Annotated in this window: 13 protein-coding genes; 9 read left to right on the top strand and 4 right to left on the bottom strand. The window is 57.4% G+C overall.

Annotated elements, in window-relative coordinates:
* On the top strand, positions 1-662 hold a 662-nt coding region (locus tag AC5SEO_RS25065), incomplete at its 5' end, for a winged helix-turn-helix transcriptional regulator (protein WP_495364124.1).
* 15 nt (positions 663-677) lie between these two features.
* On the opposite strand, the gene AC5SEO_RS25060 is transcribed toward AC5SEO_RS25065, so the two are convergent.
* Positions 678-893 (bottom strand): Y4oE-related protein, encoded by a 216-nt coding sequence (locus AC5SEO_RS25060; protein ID WP_112155426.1) that lies wholly within the window; start codon positions 891-893, stop codon positions 678-680.
* A gap of 320 nt (positions 894-1,213) precedes the next feature.
* Between AC5SEO_RS25060 and AC5SEO_RS25055 the strand changes: the two genes are divergently transcribed.
* The 5 genes from AC5SEO_RS25055 to AC5SEO_RS25035 all read left to right on the top strand — a co-directional run bounded on the left by AC5SEO_RS25055 (position 1,214) and on the right by AC5SEO_RS25035 (position 5,660).
* The gene (locus tag AC5SEO_RS25055) at positions 1,214-1,939 is read left to right on the top strand and encodes a winged helix-turn-helix transcriptional regulator (protein WP_112155427.1); all 726 of its coding nucleotides are present in this window, start codon (positions 1,214-1,216) and stop codon (positions 1,937-1,939) included.
* A 125-nt stretch (positions 1,940-2,064) separates the two neighbouring features.
* The gene (locus AC5SEO_RS25050; RefSeq protein ID WP_112155428.1) at positions 2,065-3,306 is read left to right on the top strand and encodes an 8-amino-7-oxononanoate synthase family protein; all 1,242 of its coding nucleotides are present in this window, start codon (positions 2,065-2,067) and stop codon (positions 3,304-3,306) included.
* 162 nt (positions 3,307-3,468) lie between these two features.
* The gene (locus AC5SEO_RS25045) at positions 3,469-4,407 is read left to right on the top strand and encodes a nucleotidyltransferase and HEPN domain-containing protein (protein WP_112155429.1); all 939 of its coding nucleotides are present in this window, start codon (positions 3,469-3,471) and stop codon (positions 4,405-4,407) included.
* Between the two features lie 296 nt (positions 4,408-4,703).
* Positions 4,704-5,015, top strand: coding sequence for an SMa0974 family conjugal transfer regulator (gene rctB, locus AC5SEO_RS25040; protein WP_112155430.1), 312 nt, complete (start codon positions 4,704-4,706; stop codon positions 5,013-5,015).
* A 387-nt stretch (positions 5,016-5,402) separates the two neighbouring features.
* Entirely contained in the window at positions 5,403-5,660 is a 258-nt protein-coding gene (locus tag AC5SEO_RS25035; RefSeq protein ID WP_162632963.1) for a hypothetical protein, read from the top strand.
* A 58-nt stretch (positions 5,661-5,718) separates the two neighbouring features.
* Here the strand turns inward: AC5SEO_RS25035 and AC5SEO_RS25030 are convergent, their stop codons facing one another.
* The 3 genes from AC5SEO_RS25030 to traA all read right to left on the bottom strand — a co-directional run bounded on the left by AC5SEO_RS25030 (position 5,719) and on the right by traA (position 12,168).
* The gene (locus tag AC5SEO_RS25030) at positions 5,719-5,997 is read right to left on the bottom strand and encodes a helix-turn-helix transcriptional regulator (protein ID WP_003517384.1); all 279 of its coding nucleotides are present in this window, start codon (positions 5,995-5,997) and stop codon (positions 5,719-5,721) included.
* A gap of 17 nt (positions 5,998-6,014) precedes the next feature.
* On the bottom strand, positions 6,015-7,337 hold the full coding sequence (locus AC5SEO_RS25025; protein ID WP_112178821.1) for a type II toxin-antitoxin system HipA family toxin: 1,323 nt from the start codon (positions 7,335-7,337) through the stop codon (positions 6,015-6,017).
* 202 nt (positions 7,338-7,539) lie between these two features.
* Complete coding sequence (gene traA / locus AC5SEO_RS25020) at positions 7,540-12,168, bottom strand: Ti-type conjugative transfer relaxase TraA (protein WP_112192284.1); 4,629 nt, start codon at positions 12,166-12,168, stop codon at positions 7,540-7,542.
* Positions 12,169-12,390: 222 nt separating this feature from the next.
* Here traA and AC5SEO_RS25015 point away from each other — a divergent pair, with 222 nt between their 5' ends.
* From AC5SEO_RS25015 to traG, 3 genes are read left to right on the top strand one after another with little or no spacing between them, the layout of a single operon-like run.
* Positions 12,391-12,678, top strand: coding sequence for a TraC family protein (locus AC5SEO_RS25015; protein ID WP_010974374.1), 288 nt, complete (start codon positions 12,391-12,393; stop codon positions 12,676-12,678).
* Entirely contained in the window at positions 12,668-12,901 is a 234-nt protein-coding gene (locus tag AC5SEO_RS25010) for a conjugal transfer protein TraD (RefSeq protein ID WP_112192285.1), read from the top strand. Before AC5SEO_RS25015 ends, AC5SEO_RS25010 begins: the two co-directional genes overlap by 11 nt.
* Positions 12,898-14,817, top strand: coding sequence for a Ti-type conjugative transfer system protein TraG (gene traG, locus AC5SEO_RS25005; protein ID WP_112401590.1), 1,920 nt, complete (start codon positions 12,898-12,900; stop codon positions 14,815-14,817). The genes AC5SEO_RS25010 and traG overlap by 4 nt, the downstream gene beginning before the upstream one ends.
* Positions 14,818-14,872: the final 55 nt, after the last annotated feature.

Raw genomic sequence — 14,872 nt, 5'->3', positions numbered from 1 at the left:
GTTTGGACGCCGATCACCCCATTTGCGGGGTCCTTATTCCATGCCTAATCACACTCGAACAGGCCGGCCACGACGTCGACCTGCTGCCGAGCCTCGATATGTTTTTACCGGATGATGCGAAGAGTCAGCCACAACGCCGCACGGTACTGATCTGCCTTGCAATGGACGATCTGCTCCGCTCAGCGGTTCTTGTAAAGAAAGAACAGCCGGACATTCGAGTTGTCGGCTTCCCACTTGACAATAAAAAGATAGCCGGCGTTCAATCATCCGTATTTGACTATCTGGTGAGGCGCCCTTTTGACCCGGGCAAACTGCTTGAGTTTCTCAAGTTTGGCCTGCGGTGCAACACAACCGCACCAACTGATGTCAGCGTTTTTCTCGATGACGTGGAAATCAATGTTGCATCCGTCAGGGTCCGGCGGGGTGAGACGCACATCAGTCTTTCGCCCCTGCATTTCAGGATCCTGTTGTATCTTGCAAGAAACACAGACAGGGTCGTCAGCCGTGACGAACTCATCCGGAATTGCTGGCCCGAGGATGCCGATGTCGAGCCGCGTACGGTGGACATTCACATCGGCAAAATAAGACGGTCTTTGAACCGACACGGCCACAACGTCATCAGAACCGTGCGCTCCGCAGGATATTCGGCCACAAAATTATAATCCGGCGCGCACAATTCATCCGTCAGTAAGCGACCGAAAAACTCTGGCCCAAAAAAGAAAATCGCGATCCCTCCCGTCTAGACGTGCATCAATAGCACTGAAGGCGACGGCGAGCGCGGCATCTGTACCGAAAATCATTCTGGCAATTGCCGTGGCGTCGGCTTCATCGCAAGACGTGAGAATGTCATCGCCGGCGCTATCGGCAATGACTGCACTTTTCCAACTACGCATGTAACCTCCGAGCCACCCGGCGCGGAACAACGAATATGCCGGGCGTTCAGGCTCGTTTTAGAGATGCAGAGCGCAGCGCCTGCATGTTCGCCCATGGCTATTCGATCAGGTCACGGCTTTCCCGCCCATGAAGCGCAATGGGCCGCAAGAAAGCATCTTTATGATGTCACATAATACGCTCTGACTTCAAGCGACTTGCCGGGATATCGGGTATAATTTGTTGATTATTCTATTTTACATAGATGGCTACCGGTGATTGCATTATTTTTTGTGACATCATATGACGGCTACTAAAAGACGTTATGTATTGAGGATCTGAGATGCAGCACGGGATAGAGACCAAAGCCGCAGTCGCAATTCTTACGGAGAACGCGGACTATTTTGCGATGCTCAAGCACATTCTCTCTACGGAGGGCACGCGGGCGGTTCTTTGCGATAGAAACGAAATCGGCGACAAAGTTGCCCAGCCGGACATCGTCGGACTGATCCTCGACGTGGATCGCGATCACCATGGGGCAGCCATCATCTGCCAACGCATCAAATCGTGTGACAAGACGGAAAAACTGCCAATACTTGCCATCATTCCCAACGGCGACACGGAAGCCTATATGGAACTCATGCGTGCAGGCGCGGATCAGTGCCTGATCCGCCCATTCTGGCCGCCACATCTGCTGGGCTTTCTCGAAGGCATAAACCCTGTACGGCAACAACCAGTCGCGACAACGTCACAAAACGCATCCCTTAAACTGGGCGAAATCGAGCTTTGGCCAGAACGCAAACGCGTTTTGGTTAGCGGCGTCGAGCTCACTTTGGGACCGATTGAGTTCAAATTGCTCGAACACCTTCTTACGGCTCCCGGGAGAGTGTTCAGTCGAGACGAGTTGATAACAGCGGCGTGGCCGAATGAGGTTTACGTGCAACCACGGACGGTTGACGTTCACATTGGCCGTATCAGGCGGCACCTGAAGAAAGCGGCGGGCTTCGACATCATCAGAACCGCGAGATCAAGCGGCTACGCCATCGATGTAGCCGCGCAGCCGGCGTAAGCGCCGTTCTGGTTTATGACGCCAAAGGTTTACAGAGATTTCTCAAAATCTTCCGAGAGCGTTTGTTGATCGTTGCGATAATTTGCCGATCCTGCATGCATCTTTTTGGTTAGGGGACCTGAGAAATGTCGACCGACAAAACGCAGCAGCACGCAAGCCGAAACACCGGGGGATTGATAGATCATGCGCAAGACTACTTTAACGCGGCTCACCAGCAGGGCTTGATGGCCCTATATGCGCGGCCAAGGGCTGCGAGGCAGGTAGACATCGTTTTTGACGGCTTTCCATCACAGCGCATCACAGATTTCGTGCGTTGTTCATATCTGGGCCTCGACAATCACCCGCTCGTCATAGACGGCGCGATCAAGGCGATTGAGGAATACCGGGCACTGCACTGGTCATGCGCAAGGACCCGACTGAATTTTGCAATCCTCCGCGACTTGGAAAATTCGCTTTCAGATCTCTTCCAGGCGAGGGTCATCGCCTACACAACGGTGCTGGCGGCGAACATGGGAGCATTACCTATCGTCGCCTCCGGACACCTCACCGGCGGCATCAGGCCGATGATGGTTTTTGACCGTCACGCGCACGCAACACTCGCCTTTCACAAGGGCACAATCGCTCTGGAAACGCAGGTCCGTACGTTGGCCCATAATGATCTAGATGCATTGGAGGAGTTGTGCCGGTCCAACAGGGCCGTGGCTTACGTTTGCGACGGCGTCTACTCGATGGGTGGAAATGCGCCCATTCGGGATCTGCGCTACTTGCAGGATCGATACGGTCTGTTTCTCTACATCGATGACGCCCACGGCGTATCAATCTGCGGGAAGAACGGTGAAGGATTTGTGCGGTCACAATACGGAAACGAACTCGGCGAGCGAACTATCATAGCCGCGTCGCTCGGAAAGGGTTTTGGCGCCTCGGGCGGAATGTTGATGCTTGGTACGGCGCGTCAGGAAGAACTATTCCGTCGTTTTGCTGTCGCGCACGCTTTTTCTGCGTCATTGAATGTTGCGGCAATTGGTGCAGTTTCAGGTTCGTTGACAATACACCGCAGCGACGAGCTTTTGCGAAGACAGCTGGCTCTCAGTTCCAATATCGCACTTCTGGACTCGATGTTGGTGACAGAGCAAAGCGGAGCTCCCTTGCCAATTCGGACGGTGAACCTTGGCACCGAAGAGCGTGCCGTCAATGGGACCCGGGCGCTGCTTGATCGGGGAATTTACGGCTCGGCGATCTTCTTCCCGACAGTTGCGAAGGGGAAGGCCGGCATTCGCGTTTGTGTCACCTCGGACCATACACCTGAGGAAATCACGGGACTTTGCACAGCTCTGTCAGAGATCATGGATGACCAGGCAATATCGTAAGTCCGCATCAGGCTGTAGTCGCTCAGAAGGCCGGTCTTGCGACGAGAATGAGCGGCGGGTTTTGCGGATAGCAACATTTGTTGCCAGCAAAGTGTGATGTAAACTACAGATTGAGGCGGACGAATCCAGCCTGTTGCGGAGAAGAGAAGACATTTGCCGACCATGAAAACATCGCTCGATCATATTCCCCCGCAAATACAAACGGAGCTCCAGCGCGCGCTGGAGATTATTCACGAAGAATTCGAGGATGCCCTGGAGGGCGGCACGGCGAAATTCAAAAAGCGTGGCCGCATCCTGAAGATCATCCTCTTCGGATCCTATGCCAGAGGTACGCAGGTGGACGAACCGTTCACATCCAAGGGGTATAGATCTGATTTCGATCTTCTTGTGATCGTCAACAACCGCAAGCTGACGGATTTTGCCGAATATTGGTACAAGGCTGCCGACAGGTTGATCCGTGACAAGATGATAAAGAGACCCGTGCAGATCATCGTCCACTCGCTGCGGGAAGTGAACACATCTTTGCAGGAGAGCCAGCATTTCTTCTCCGACATCCGCAAGGAAGGCATCGCGCTTTATGAGCTGGACGACAAGCCGCTCGCAGAGCCCAAGATGTTGACACCGGAAGAGCACTTGCGAGTCGCAAAAGAGCATTTTGACCATAGGTTTAACGCGGCTTCGAAATACAAGAAGGGGTTTGACTTCTACAACCGGGAAGGAGATATCAATGAGGCAGCATTCCTCCTACACCAAGCAATCGAGCAGGCTTATGCCAGCGTTCTTTTGACGATGACGAACTACACGCCGGCGTCCCACAACCTGAAAGTCCTGCGATCATTCGCGGAAGAACGGGATCGTCGACTGATCGAGGCCTTCCCTCGCGATCACCATCGGGAGAGAGCGTGGTTCAATACGATCAACGAAGCATATGTAAAGGCACGTTATTCAAGCCATTACAAAATCAGCCAAGAGGCGCTTGATTGGATTGGCGAGCGAGCAACGGTACTGCTCGGTCTGGTGGACAAGGTATGCCGTGACCATGTATCGGCGCTTGAGGCAGACGTCGCTCGTGAGATTGCCGAGCAAGACGTGGCTGAATAATGCCGGGCTAAAGCGCTTCCCGAAAGTACCTTTATGTTTGTGGTGAACCTTGGCGGCTTGCAGGACTGTCATCACTAGCCGCGCCTTCGTGGAGTGCCGAATGATGAACGTCAAACGGTTATTTCCGTGTCTTTGATCGTCTGTTGCGTCGCATAAAAGGGTTCATGCAGCCTCCTCGCTGCCATTTGCGGAAAACTCCAAGTGTATGAGCCACTTTATCGCCAACCGCTGTTCGCGTCACGCGCTGCCGCTGCTCCGGGCTTGCTATTTGTCTGACCCGTCACCGAGAGTTTCTTATGGCCAAACACATTTCCGAAACGTTCGTGTCGATCGCTGATCCGGATCGGACGCTCGATCTACTGCGCGGCACTCTGCGCGGCTGGTCTTTTTCAATCACAACCAATCATTCTGAACCACTGATTGCCTTTGACGACGGGCGCGTCATCATCACCCACGCAGTCGGTGGCCTTCACCTTCGTATTGAGGCCGAGGATCCTTTGACACTCCTCGGGATGCGGTCCGTGCTGCAGGCAACCTTCTCTCAGGTCGCTACCCATCTGCTCCCGGAGCTCGAATGGCACCGCGCCGATGGCGAGGCACTCGAGTGACGGGGCCCCATGGAGGGAGCACTCGCTGAGGATAACACAAGATGGCTTCGGATCAGGAGCCTCTTAACTCTCCCGGAAAGACAAGCGAGTTAAGGGCATAGCCGACCAACTTGCGAAGTTACCTATCCCCGCATTCCGGCAAATCTTCGCCACTGGCACGCTGCCGTCGCCCTGCTTAAAATTAAACGACTTCTGGGCGTCCGAGAACTTCGATGCCTTCATGCTTCCGCTCTTTTCCCCGACCGGGAAGTTATCGCGGAAAACTCCAGTTATGAACTGGTCCAGTTTTGAGGGCTCGGAGCAGTAAGCGGTGTTTTCCTCGCACATTGACCAAGCTCGATTGGGCTTTCCGAAAAATGCCGTTACGACATTGATGGCAAGGTCAGAATGCGCGAATACGCTTGCAGGTGGGGCTATACGATCTTTATCTTCCGATTTCGCTTCCAAGATGATCAGCGGCTTGCCGTCGTTGCCCAGCAACAAAAAGTCGATGAATCCCTTCGCGCTTTTCTCAAAGTCCGCACCGCGACTTTCGATGTGCTCAGGCTTCAGCTTGACGTTCGGCTCAAGAACGACATTCGCGGGACCGCTCTTGCCATCGAAGAAGCGCCAGCCAGCGGCCTCCAGCAGCCGATTGATTTTTGATGGTCGCCGTCGCTTACTTGCGTAGTACCAACGCCCATCCCCCGAGAAAATTCAGCCATCATTGCGCCTTCGGAATAAACCCCACAGTAAATCCGAACAATCGGCCAATCTTCCCCAAAGTTTCGAGCGTTGGGTTCGCCGTCCCTGCTTCGATCTCAGCAACTTGGCGCCTGGTGAGCGATAGCGTCTTGGCGAATTCGTCCTGCGTCAAACCAAGCCCCCTTCGGATTTCAACAACAGCCTCAGGTAACCTCAAGTCGCCAGTCCGAGCGCGTTCCGCCAGTGTTCGCCGGTTCTCAAGAATTTCCTCTTTCGTTGGCTTTCTCCATCGAGCCATTTAGCTGTCCTCCGGCATCACTGGCACGCCGCCAGAACGCTCTCCGCGATTTCAATGCAGCGGCCCATTGCACGCTCCAGAATTTCCGGAGACCCACCCATATCTTTCGCCATAGCCGGTGTTTGCCGGAGGTAACCGGCAAACACGGAAAGCTCAGCTGCGAGCGCATTCTGCTCATCAGGATCAGGGATCAGTTCAGCGCAAATGCGTTTCCAATCGGGAAGGTGATCGCGACCACCGTCCCGCATCATGGCCCAGCGGGTGGAACGAACGATCCCCTCTTTGGCAAGCCGCATTGGCGCGAAATCAAAGAGCGGAGACAGGCGGATCGTGCCGTCCTGGTGCTTACTCAGTGCAGAATTTCGGCCGTGATTATCGGGATTGCCGAGCGCCAAATTGGCGATGTCCCGCTTCAGGTATTCGACAATGTCCGCGAAGGGATTAGCAGAATAGTGGCGCAAAACGTCGATGTAGGCCTCATGCGAGCCGACATGACCGAAATCAGCAACGCCGATCGCGGATACCAGGCTTTCTTGGCCCAGCCTAACGGTTCCGCCACCTTCTTTTTTCTTCCGGTCGAACCGAGGAATGATCAGGACACTTTCGGCATAGGTCGAAGGTTCGTGCCCATTCAGGCCGATCTCTTGAGCGATCCGCGAATAGAGAGCTTCGCCTTCGAGTATAAGGCGGTCCACAGGCTCGCTGCTGCGGACCAGCTTGACAATGACATGGCGCACGGCCTCATCATCAGTCACGAAGCTGTCGGGATAATAGAGACCGTCATTCGCTTGGGTCATCGAGACCTTAGGCCATTCGCCTTGCAGGCCACTTGAGCCAGAGGCGAGCATTCCGAAGCGATCGGCGACTTCCATGAAACGATCCGAGCGCTCAAGCATTTCCGCTTCTGTAACCCCTTGGCGCTCAACACCGCGCAGCCGTTCCGTCTCGGCCTCCGCCGCTTCTTTGATCCGGATATTGCCTATGCCGCCCGTCGCCGATCGCAGAAGCAGCGGTAGATCAGAAGCGCGCGAGCCTTCAGCAAGACTGAGATGCTCGGCAAGCTTTCGCCTTGCATGCCCCTGTGGCATAAGATCCAAGAGGAAGGGCGGCCAGCTGCGGCTATATCGATTTTCGAGATCAACGGGATATCGGACAGATAACGCGCGATGGTCGCGAACCGTTTTTCCACCCGCGAACTCCGCAGATGCAACTGTGACGAAATAGTAGAGATCGTAATCGACGATGGACGCGCCCTGGAAGCCGGCCGCGTCATCCTTAAGTTCCAGCGTCGCGGCGTGGTGCCACTGGCCATAAAAATGGGTTTGGAGCGTTAGGCGCATTAATTGACCCTTTCAATGGTTCAATTAACGCATATTTTCAATTTATTCAACCCATCAAAGTGGGTTGAATAACTGCCTTCAGAACTGCCAGCTACTGAAGCGGTCATTAAAGCTCCTGATCCGGCTGACCATCTTCCGGCCACGCAACGCATTGCCGCAAGCGAACAGCATGAGGGACAAGCTCAGCACAGGTGTTAGCCATTCATTGGTTAAAGAGGATAACGCCGCGGGCGCGGTCGAGGACACGCCGGTGGCGCTCTGCTACGATGTTCTGGCTTGCCTGCATGCGGACAACCTGCTGCAACACCTTCAACTGTTCCCGCATTACCTCGAACGCGCGGCGCTGAGCAGGCGGCACGCGATTGATAACATCCAGCTCTCCACGCAGGATGGCATTGCGGCCGAAGCGCTCGTCGAGGGCGCGGCTGACGGTTGCAAACTCCTTACTAGTGGAGGGATCGAGCGAGCCGGCAGCAACGTCGAGCCTGCCGTTCTTTTTCTTCATCGCCACTGAGAGTTCTCTCAGTGCATCTTCGGCGGACGGCGACAGTCCCGGGATGGCAATGCTCATGCGCTGGCGCTCCTCAGTTATCGCCTCCCTCTCTGCATCAAATGCGGCCCTAAATGAGGTGGCCAATAACCGCACACGGCTTGCCGCCTCCGGGACGGCACGGAAAGCCTCCCGCCGCTCCAGGCCGACAGCGAGCAATTTGTCCATGATACGGCCGGAGCCTCGCAACGCGCCGTAGGCAGCGGGATCATTGCTGATGGCCGCAGCGATCCGCTCACCGGCAAAGCCCTTCAGGATCAGATCTTCAATCTTTCCGACAGCACCTGCCGGATCGCGCCAGATACGCGCTGCCGCGTTCGCAAGGGCGGCGCGATTTTGACTGTAGTGAGGAACAGCTCGCGCCCTCTCCCGCGCCTCGTGGTCGATCGGGGTTTCAAACTCCATTACAGCTGCAAGCATTGGCAACACCGGCACCGTCTCTTTCCCAGGCACGACGCTGGCGCCGGTAACGATCCTGGAGCGATCCTTCCTTTCGGCAAGATGCTGTTCTTCGGCAAAGCGGCGTATGGTGGTAAAAAGACGATTGAGCTTTTCGCACCGGTCGAGGTCAAGGTCGTCCGGCATGCGCTCGATCATGTTGCGCTGGGCAACAGTGTCTGCCTTGTCGGTGAAGGCGGACCAGCCGAAGCGAGCGTTGAGAGCGTCGTTGACCCCCCTCACCTCTTGAACAAAAAGGCGATCCTCCGCCGCGTAGGCGAAGGCCGTCTTGTAGGCATCCTTGCCACCGCGCTCGCGTACGGCTTCGATTTCGGCAAGGCGCGCCATAGCCGGTTTGGAAAGCGCCGGGATCGACAACGACATATGCGCGCGCCGTTGCTCCTCTCGCATGCCGAAGTGTTCGACCTGGCGGCGGAACTCTGTGGCATGGGAACGCGCCATCGGCAGCAATTCGGACAAGGCCGACACCGCCGCATCGCGCTCGGAGCGGGCCGCGCGGCCATCGACAAGAAGATTCGATCCACGCAGACGGCCGAGACGCTGCGGCGAGGCCTCAAGATCGTCGGCAAGCTCGCGGGGCGCAATCCGCGCGTCGGAGGCAAGCGCGTTCAGTCTTGCAAGCGCACCTTCGGGATCGCGATAGATCTTTTGCAAGACTGGGCGAAGAATGGCGTCGCGTTCCTTCCAGTGATCCGAGCGAAGCTGCGCGCGGCGGGCATCCTCGCCGACACTACGGGAAAACAATGTTTTCGGCGGGATGAGATATTGTCGATCCGTCGGAATTTTTGCCGTCCGGGTTTCGGCTCGTTCCTCACTATAGGAAACACGCTTCTCGCTTTCGATCGCGAAGCCGAGCGCCACGCTCGCCCGCTCCCAAAGCTTCGCCACTTGCTCGCGCTTCTGCGCCAGCCACGCCAGCTGCCGCGCCGCTCCGTCCTCCATCCAGGCTGCGACCCCAAAGAGCGTATCGATACCGCGACGCTGGGCAAAATCGCGGGCGTGCGCCCGGTAGCCGGCCTCGCTCTCGAAATCGAGGGTCGTCGTCTTGGCGCCGGAGCGGCCAAGACGCTCCACCAGTTGCTTGAACAGTTCCGGCCGATGGCTCTCCTCCTCGAGGCGCTGCCGGCGAACCTCTGTCGTTTCAATCCGTTTGGCAGTCCAGACGTTTCGATGGACCGTCCGTTCCTCGAGCCTCTTCTTTCCCGTTTTTTCGTCGATGACGTGCACCATCACCGTCACCCGTTCGACACCGTCCTTGCGCAGCGTCACCGTGTCGCCTTCCGACACGCCGGCCTCCTCCAGGGCCTTCGGAAGGCTTACGCCCCAGAGCCGATGCACGCTTCCGTCGTCCGCTTTCACATCGGCGTAGGGGCTTTTATCGGCATCCTCGTCTTGCGGCCTGAACTTCGCATTGCCGGTTCCGACCAGCTCGCCCGTGACGCCTGCGGCGTGATCAACCCGGGATATTTTGCCCCATCCCGGCTTCGGCTCAAAGTCCTCGCGAGCGGCATAAAGATCGGCCCGGTCGCGATGGCGTGTCATCGACACGTACGTCAGGTGCTGATCCATCAGCCCGGTTGCGAGCACGAATGTCCTGTCGACGGTCGCACCTTGGGACTTGTGAATGGTCGCAGCATAACCGTGATCGACATTGCGATAGCTGTCTTCGCTGATAATGACATCCCGGCCATTATCGAGACGGACCGATAGTAGTGGGCCGCCGTGCGTGTCGCCGGTGGAGACGACCGTGCCGAGCATGCCGTTCTTGACATATTGAGGCCCAAGCCTTTGCGCGCGCGGCTCGAGGAACCGGGCGTTTTCGAGGAAGATGATCCGGTCGCCGACGGCGAACTCCCGCACGCCTCGTTCCGTTTGGAATTCACGAGAGACGGTCAGGGCGCCTTCATCTTTCATGACGTTGCGCAGCGCTTCATTGAGCCGCCTTACGTCGTCATTGGTATGGGCGAGAACGAGCAGTTCGTCACCACGCATGCGAACCGACTGTTCTTTATCGGCATATTGCTGGATGAGGTCGCGGCGAGCGCTCGTCCAGTCAGCAACGATGCGCTCCACAGCTTCAGCCCGGCTCTCCGCCTCGACAATATGCCCCCGCTGCGCATAAGCATCCAGCCCCTCCTCGACCTTGCCGCGGGCGAAAAGACGGGAGGCCTCTCGCGCCCACTCCTCACGCTGGCGCCGCACACCGGCAAGTTCGGCGAAACCGATCCGTTCGGAGATTGCCCGAAAGGCTGCGCCGGCCTGGATCGGTTGAAGCTGCATTGCATCGCCGACCAGAACCACCTTGGCTCCGGCCTCCTCGGCGCGCTTGAGCACACGCGCCATCTGCTGCGACGAGACCATGCCAGCTTCATCGATGACAAAGATGTCCCGCCGGTCGAGGAGATCGCGTCCGCTATGCCAGGCTAGTTCCCAGTAGGCGAGCGTGCGCGATCTGATGCCGGAACTGTCCTCAAGCCCCTCGGCCGCCTTGCCCGCAAGCGCCGCCCCGAAGACGCGGTGGTTGTCGCTCTCCCAGGCGACGCGCGCCGCGGCAAGCAGCGTCGATTTGCCCGCACCGGCAAGCCCGACCACAGCAGCGATGCCAGTGTCGCCGGCGACATGATGGACAGCCTCCACCTGTTCGCGATCAAGCGTGAACAGATTTTCCGGATTGGCGGTTTCTATGGTTCTGACAGCCGCCGCAATTTTCGCGTTGGCGACGCCGAAGCCCTTGCGCCGGGCCAGAACTTCCGCCGACTGCGCCATGTCGTATTCGGTGCGCAGGATATCGCGTGTGGTGAAGACCGCAGGTTCGGCCAACTTGCCGGTCTGCAGGTTAGCCTGTTGCCGCTTCAACAGCATGAGGTCATTGGAGGCCATCAGCTTGGCACGTATATTGGCGAAATCAGCGGGATCGTCGACATAGCGGTGCAGAGCCTTGGCGATGTCCCGTTCATCGAAGGTGGAGCGCTCGTTGCCGAGTTGTTTCAGGAGTAGATGCGGATCGGCCAGCAACCGGTCGGCCATCTCCTGCCGGCGCGCGAGATCGGCCGGCGCGAAATACATCGTGACACCCTTGCGGGCAAGCGCTGCCTTTTCTGGCCCGAGATGTTTCTGGGCAATCCCGTCGAGCCCCTGTTCGGCATAGGAACGCCCGTCGAGGCGTATCTCATGGCCGGCAAGCGCTAGATGCCGATTGGCTGTTTCCGCCCAGGCGATTTTCCAGCCCTTCATGGTCTCCTTGTCGCCGGCCCAGAGCCTGTAGACGATCTTGCCCTTCGGTCGGTCCGGCGTGACGACCCGCAACGGCTCGCCGTCGGTGCCAAGCACCGGCACTTTCTTCGGCCCGAAACCCCGTTCCGTCAGAGGTCGAAGCGCGGTCATCAGGTGGATGTGTGGATTGCCTTGCCTGTCATGATAAACCCAGTCGGCGATCATGCCCTTGGACGTCAGATTGTCCCGGACGAACTCGCGCACAAGGGCGATGTTCTCTGATCGCGTCAACTCTTCCGGAAGCGCGATGATCAACTCGCGGGCAAGCTGCGCGTCGGCACGAGTTTCGAATGCGTCCACTGCATTCCAAAGAGCCTCGCTGGCCGCAACGACGCTCTTCCCGTCGATGACCGCGCGCAGCCAGGCCGGTACCTGGTCCGGCAGCGCCAACTCCTCGTGTTTCAGTTCGGCGCCGCCGCCACGGTAACTGAAGGAGGTTCCGGCCTGTTCGTCCATCATCCGCGCCCGATGACGATAGGCGGCGGCCGAAACGATACTGCGTCCCGCTCCCCTGCTGATCACCTGCGCTCTGACGAACATGATCGCCACTAACGTCTCCAGTCCTTCCAGGCACGTCGCGTCAGCGACGTATATTGCGCCCTCAAATCGATCGGCCTGACAAGACCGATGCTGCTTTTCCAGGAGACGGCCCTGCTGGGATTTCCAATATCGACGTTTGTGGGCTTGTGTACGGTAGCGCTTTTGACTACTATTTTCTAGTCAGTTAAATGACGGGATGAAAATTTCCAAAGACGTTGAAAGGACTTGCCTATGGCCACTAAGCCTGCGCTCATGGATATTGATGCTCAAATCGAGAAGCTTCGCGAACGAAGAAAAACTTTAATAGTAAAATCAGCTGATCGTTTCGCGCGTGCGGCGACGAAGTCGGGATTGGCGGAGATGGAGATCGCTGACGAGGAGGTGGATCGCATCTTCGACGAGATCGCAGCGCGATTTCGCAACGGCGAGAAGAAGCAAGCCGCTGGCTCACCTGCTTCGCCGCGTGGACAGGCAAATGGAGCAACTGGTTCGGAAACGGAGGTTCCTCATGACATCTGACCGAAAGACGGGAGCGAGAGAAAAGTTCTTGCTCGGTGACATTGTCGTTCGCGCGGGCCTTTCGAACGCCGATCGGGCTTTCCTGCTTGGCGGACTTCTCGAAATGAAGCGGGTCGTGCCGGGGACACCTGAACATCGGCGTATTCGCGATATCGGGGAGCTCGCCTTCAGAGATGCGGCATCCAACGGCGGGTTAGAACGCTTTTTGAAGGTGGCGGAATGAAGGGAAAGGCCAAACAGCATCCGAGCCTGTTGCTTATCACCATTCCCATCGCCGTCACCGGATTTTCCTTTTACGTCGCCCACTGGCGTTGGCCTGAATTGGCGACTGGCATCACCGGCAAGACGCAATACTGGTTCCTTCGGGCGTCACCGTTACCGGTCCTTTTGTTCGGGCCTCTGGCTGGATTGCTGGCGGTCTGGGCGCTGCCCCTCCATCGGCGAAGGCCCGTGGCGTTGGCAAGCTTTCTCTGCTTTCTCCTGATGGCCGGCTTTTACGGGTTGCGCGAGTTCGGGCGGCTTCAGCCGCTCGTAGAGAGCGGTGTGCTGACCTGGGATCGGGCGCTCTCATTCGTCGACATGATTGCGGTCGTTGGCGCAGCGATGGGGTTCATGGCGGCCGCGGTCGCGGCGCGCATCTCCAGCGTCGTGCCCGAACAGGTGACGCGCGCCAGGCGCGGAACATTCGGAGATGCAGACTGGCTGCCGATGTCGGCGGCGGCACGGCTGTTTCCCGATGATGGTGAAATCGTTATCGGTGAGCGCTACAGGGTCGACAAAGACCTCATCCATGAGCTGCCGTTCGATCCGAACGATCCGGCCACCTGGGGACGTGGTGGCAAAGCCCCGCTGCTGACCTACGCCCAGGATTTCGATTCGACCCACATGCTTTTCTTCGCGGGCTCTGGTGGCTTCAAGACCACCAGCAACGTCGTGCCGACGGCGCTCAGATATACAGGCCCGCTCATTTGCCTGGATCCGTCCACCGAGGTGGCCCCGATGGTCGTTGACCACCGAAGAGATAAACTCAACCGAGAGGTTGTTGTGCTCGATCCGGCAAATCCGGTCATGGGATTTAACGTGCTCGACGGAATCGAGCACTCGCTAAAAAAGGAAGAGGACATTGTCGGCATTGCGCACATGTTACTCTCGGAAAGCTTGCGCTTCGAATCGTCGACTGGCTCTTACTTCCAATCGCAGGCGCACAATCTGCTGACTGGTCTTCTAGCGCATGTGATGCTGTCACCGGAATATGCAGGACGGCGAAACCTGCGCAGCCTGCGCCAGATCGTCTCCGAGCCGGAAACCTCCGTGCTCGCCATGCTGCGCGACGTACAGGAACACTCCACGTCCGCCTTCATCCGCGAAACGCTCGGCGTTTTTGTTAACATGACCGAGCAAACGTTCTCAGGCGTCTATTCGACGGCATCGAAAGATACGCAATGGCTGTCGCTCGATAATTACGCGGCACTGGTTTGCGGCAACACGTTCAAATCGAGCGAGATCGCTGGCGGAAAGAAAGACGTGTTTATCAATATCCCCGCATCGATTCTGCGGTCCTATCCCGGTATCGGTCGGGTGATCATCGGCTCGCTGATCAACGCGATGGTCGAAGCGGATGGTGCGTTCACGAGGCGAGCGTTGTTCATTTTGGACGAAGTCGATCTGCTTGGCTACATGCGCGTGCTTGAAGAGGCTCGCGATCGCGGTCGCAAGTATGGCGTCAGCATGATGCTGATGTACCAGTCAGTCGGGCAACTGGAACGGCACTTCGGAAAAGACGGTGCGGTGTCGTGGATCGACGGCTGCGCTTTCGCGAGTTACGCCGCGATCAAAGCACTGGATACCGCCCGCAACGTCTCTGCCCAATGTGGAGAAATGACCGTCGAAGTCAAAGGCAGTTCTCGCAATCTCGGCTGGGGTGCGAAAAACAGTGCATCGCGTAAATCCGAAAGTATCAATTTCCAGCGCCGGCCGCTCATTATGCCGCACGAAATCACCCAATCGATGCGCAAGGACGAGCAGATCATTATCGTCCAGGGCCACAGTCCGATCCGCTGCGGACGGGCGATCTATTTCAGGCGGAAGGACATGGATATGCACGCCAGGCCCAACAGGTTTGCCAAGCTGGGACCTTGACGGCTCAGGCGTTTTCTTGCGGACCGTATTCGGCTTCTATTGGCCATTTCGTTGC

Source organism: Agrobacterium sp. K11 (assembly GCF_059429395.1).
Note: the sequence above shows the minus strand (reverse complement) of the source record. Positions and strands in the feature narration are given on the sequence as shown.

Excerpts from the sequence above, each read along its gene's own strand:
- AC5SEO_RS25030 (WP_003517384.1), bottom strand. The coding sequence starts at position 5,997 with ATGGCTCGATGGAGAAAGCCAACGAAAGAGGAAATTCTTGAGAACCGG.
- rctB (WP_112155430.1), top strand. The coding sequence starts at position 4,704 with ATGGCCAAACACATTTCCGAAACGTTCGTGTCGATCGCTGATCCGGAT.
- AC5SEO_RS25010 (WP_112192285.1), top strand. The coding sequence starts at position 12,668 with ATGACATCTGACCGAAAGACGGGAGCGAGAGAAAAGTTCTTGCTCGGT.
- AC5SEO_RS25015 (WP_010974374.1), top strand. The coding sequence starts at position 12,391 with ATGGCCACTAAGCCTGCGCTCATGGATATTGATGCTCAAATCGAGAAG.
- AC5SEO_RS25035 (WP_162632963.1), top strand. The coding sequence starts at position 5,403 with ATGCGCGAATACGCTTGCAGGTGGGGCTATACGATCTTTATCTTCCGA.
- AC5SEO_RS25025 (WP_112178821.1), bottom strand. The coding sequence starts at position 7,337 with ATGCGCCTAACGCTCCAAACCCATTTTTATGGCCAGTGGCACCACGCC.
- AC5SEO_RS25045 (WP_112155429.1), top strand. The coding sequence starts at position 3,469 with ATGAAAACATCGCTCGATCATATTCCCCCGCAAATACAAACGGAGCTC.
- AC5SEO_RS25055 (WP_112155427.1), top strand. The coding sequence starts at position 1,214 with ATGCAGCACGGGATAGAGACCAAAGCCGCAGTCGCAATTCTTACGGAG.
- AC5SEO_RS25060 (WP_112155426.1), bottom strand. The coding sequence starts at position 893 with ATGCGTAGTTGGAAAAGTGCAGTCATTGCCGATAGCGCCGGCGATGAC.
- traG (WP_112401590.1), top strand. The coding sequence starts at position 12,898 with ATGAAGGGAAAGGCCAAACAGCATCCGAGCCTGTTGCTTATCACCATT.
- AC5SEO_RS25050 (WP_112155428.1), top strand. The coding sequence starts at position 2,065 with ATGTCGACCGACAAAACGCAGCAGCACGCAAGCCGAAACACCGGGGGA.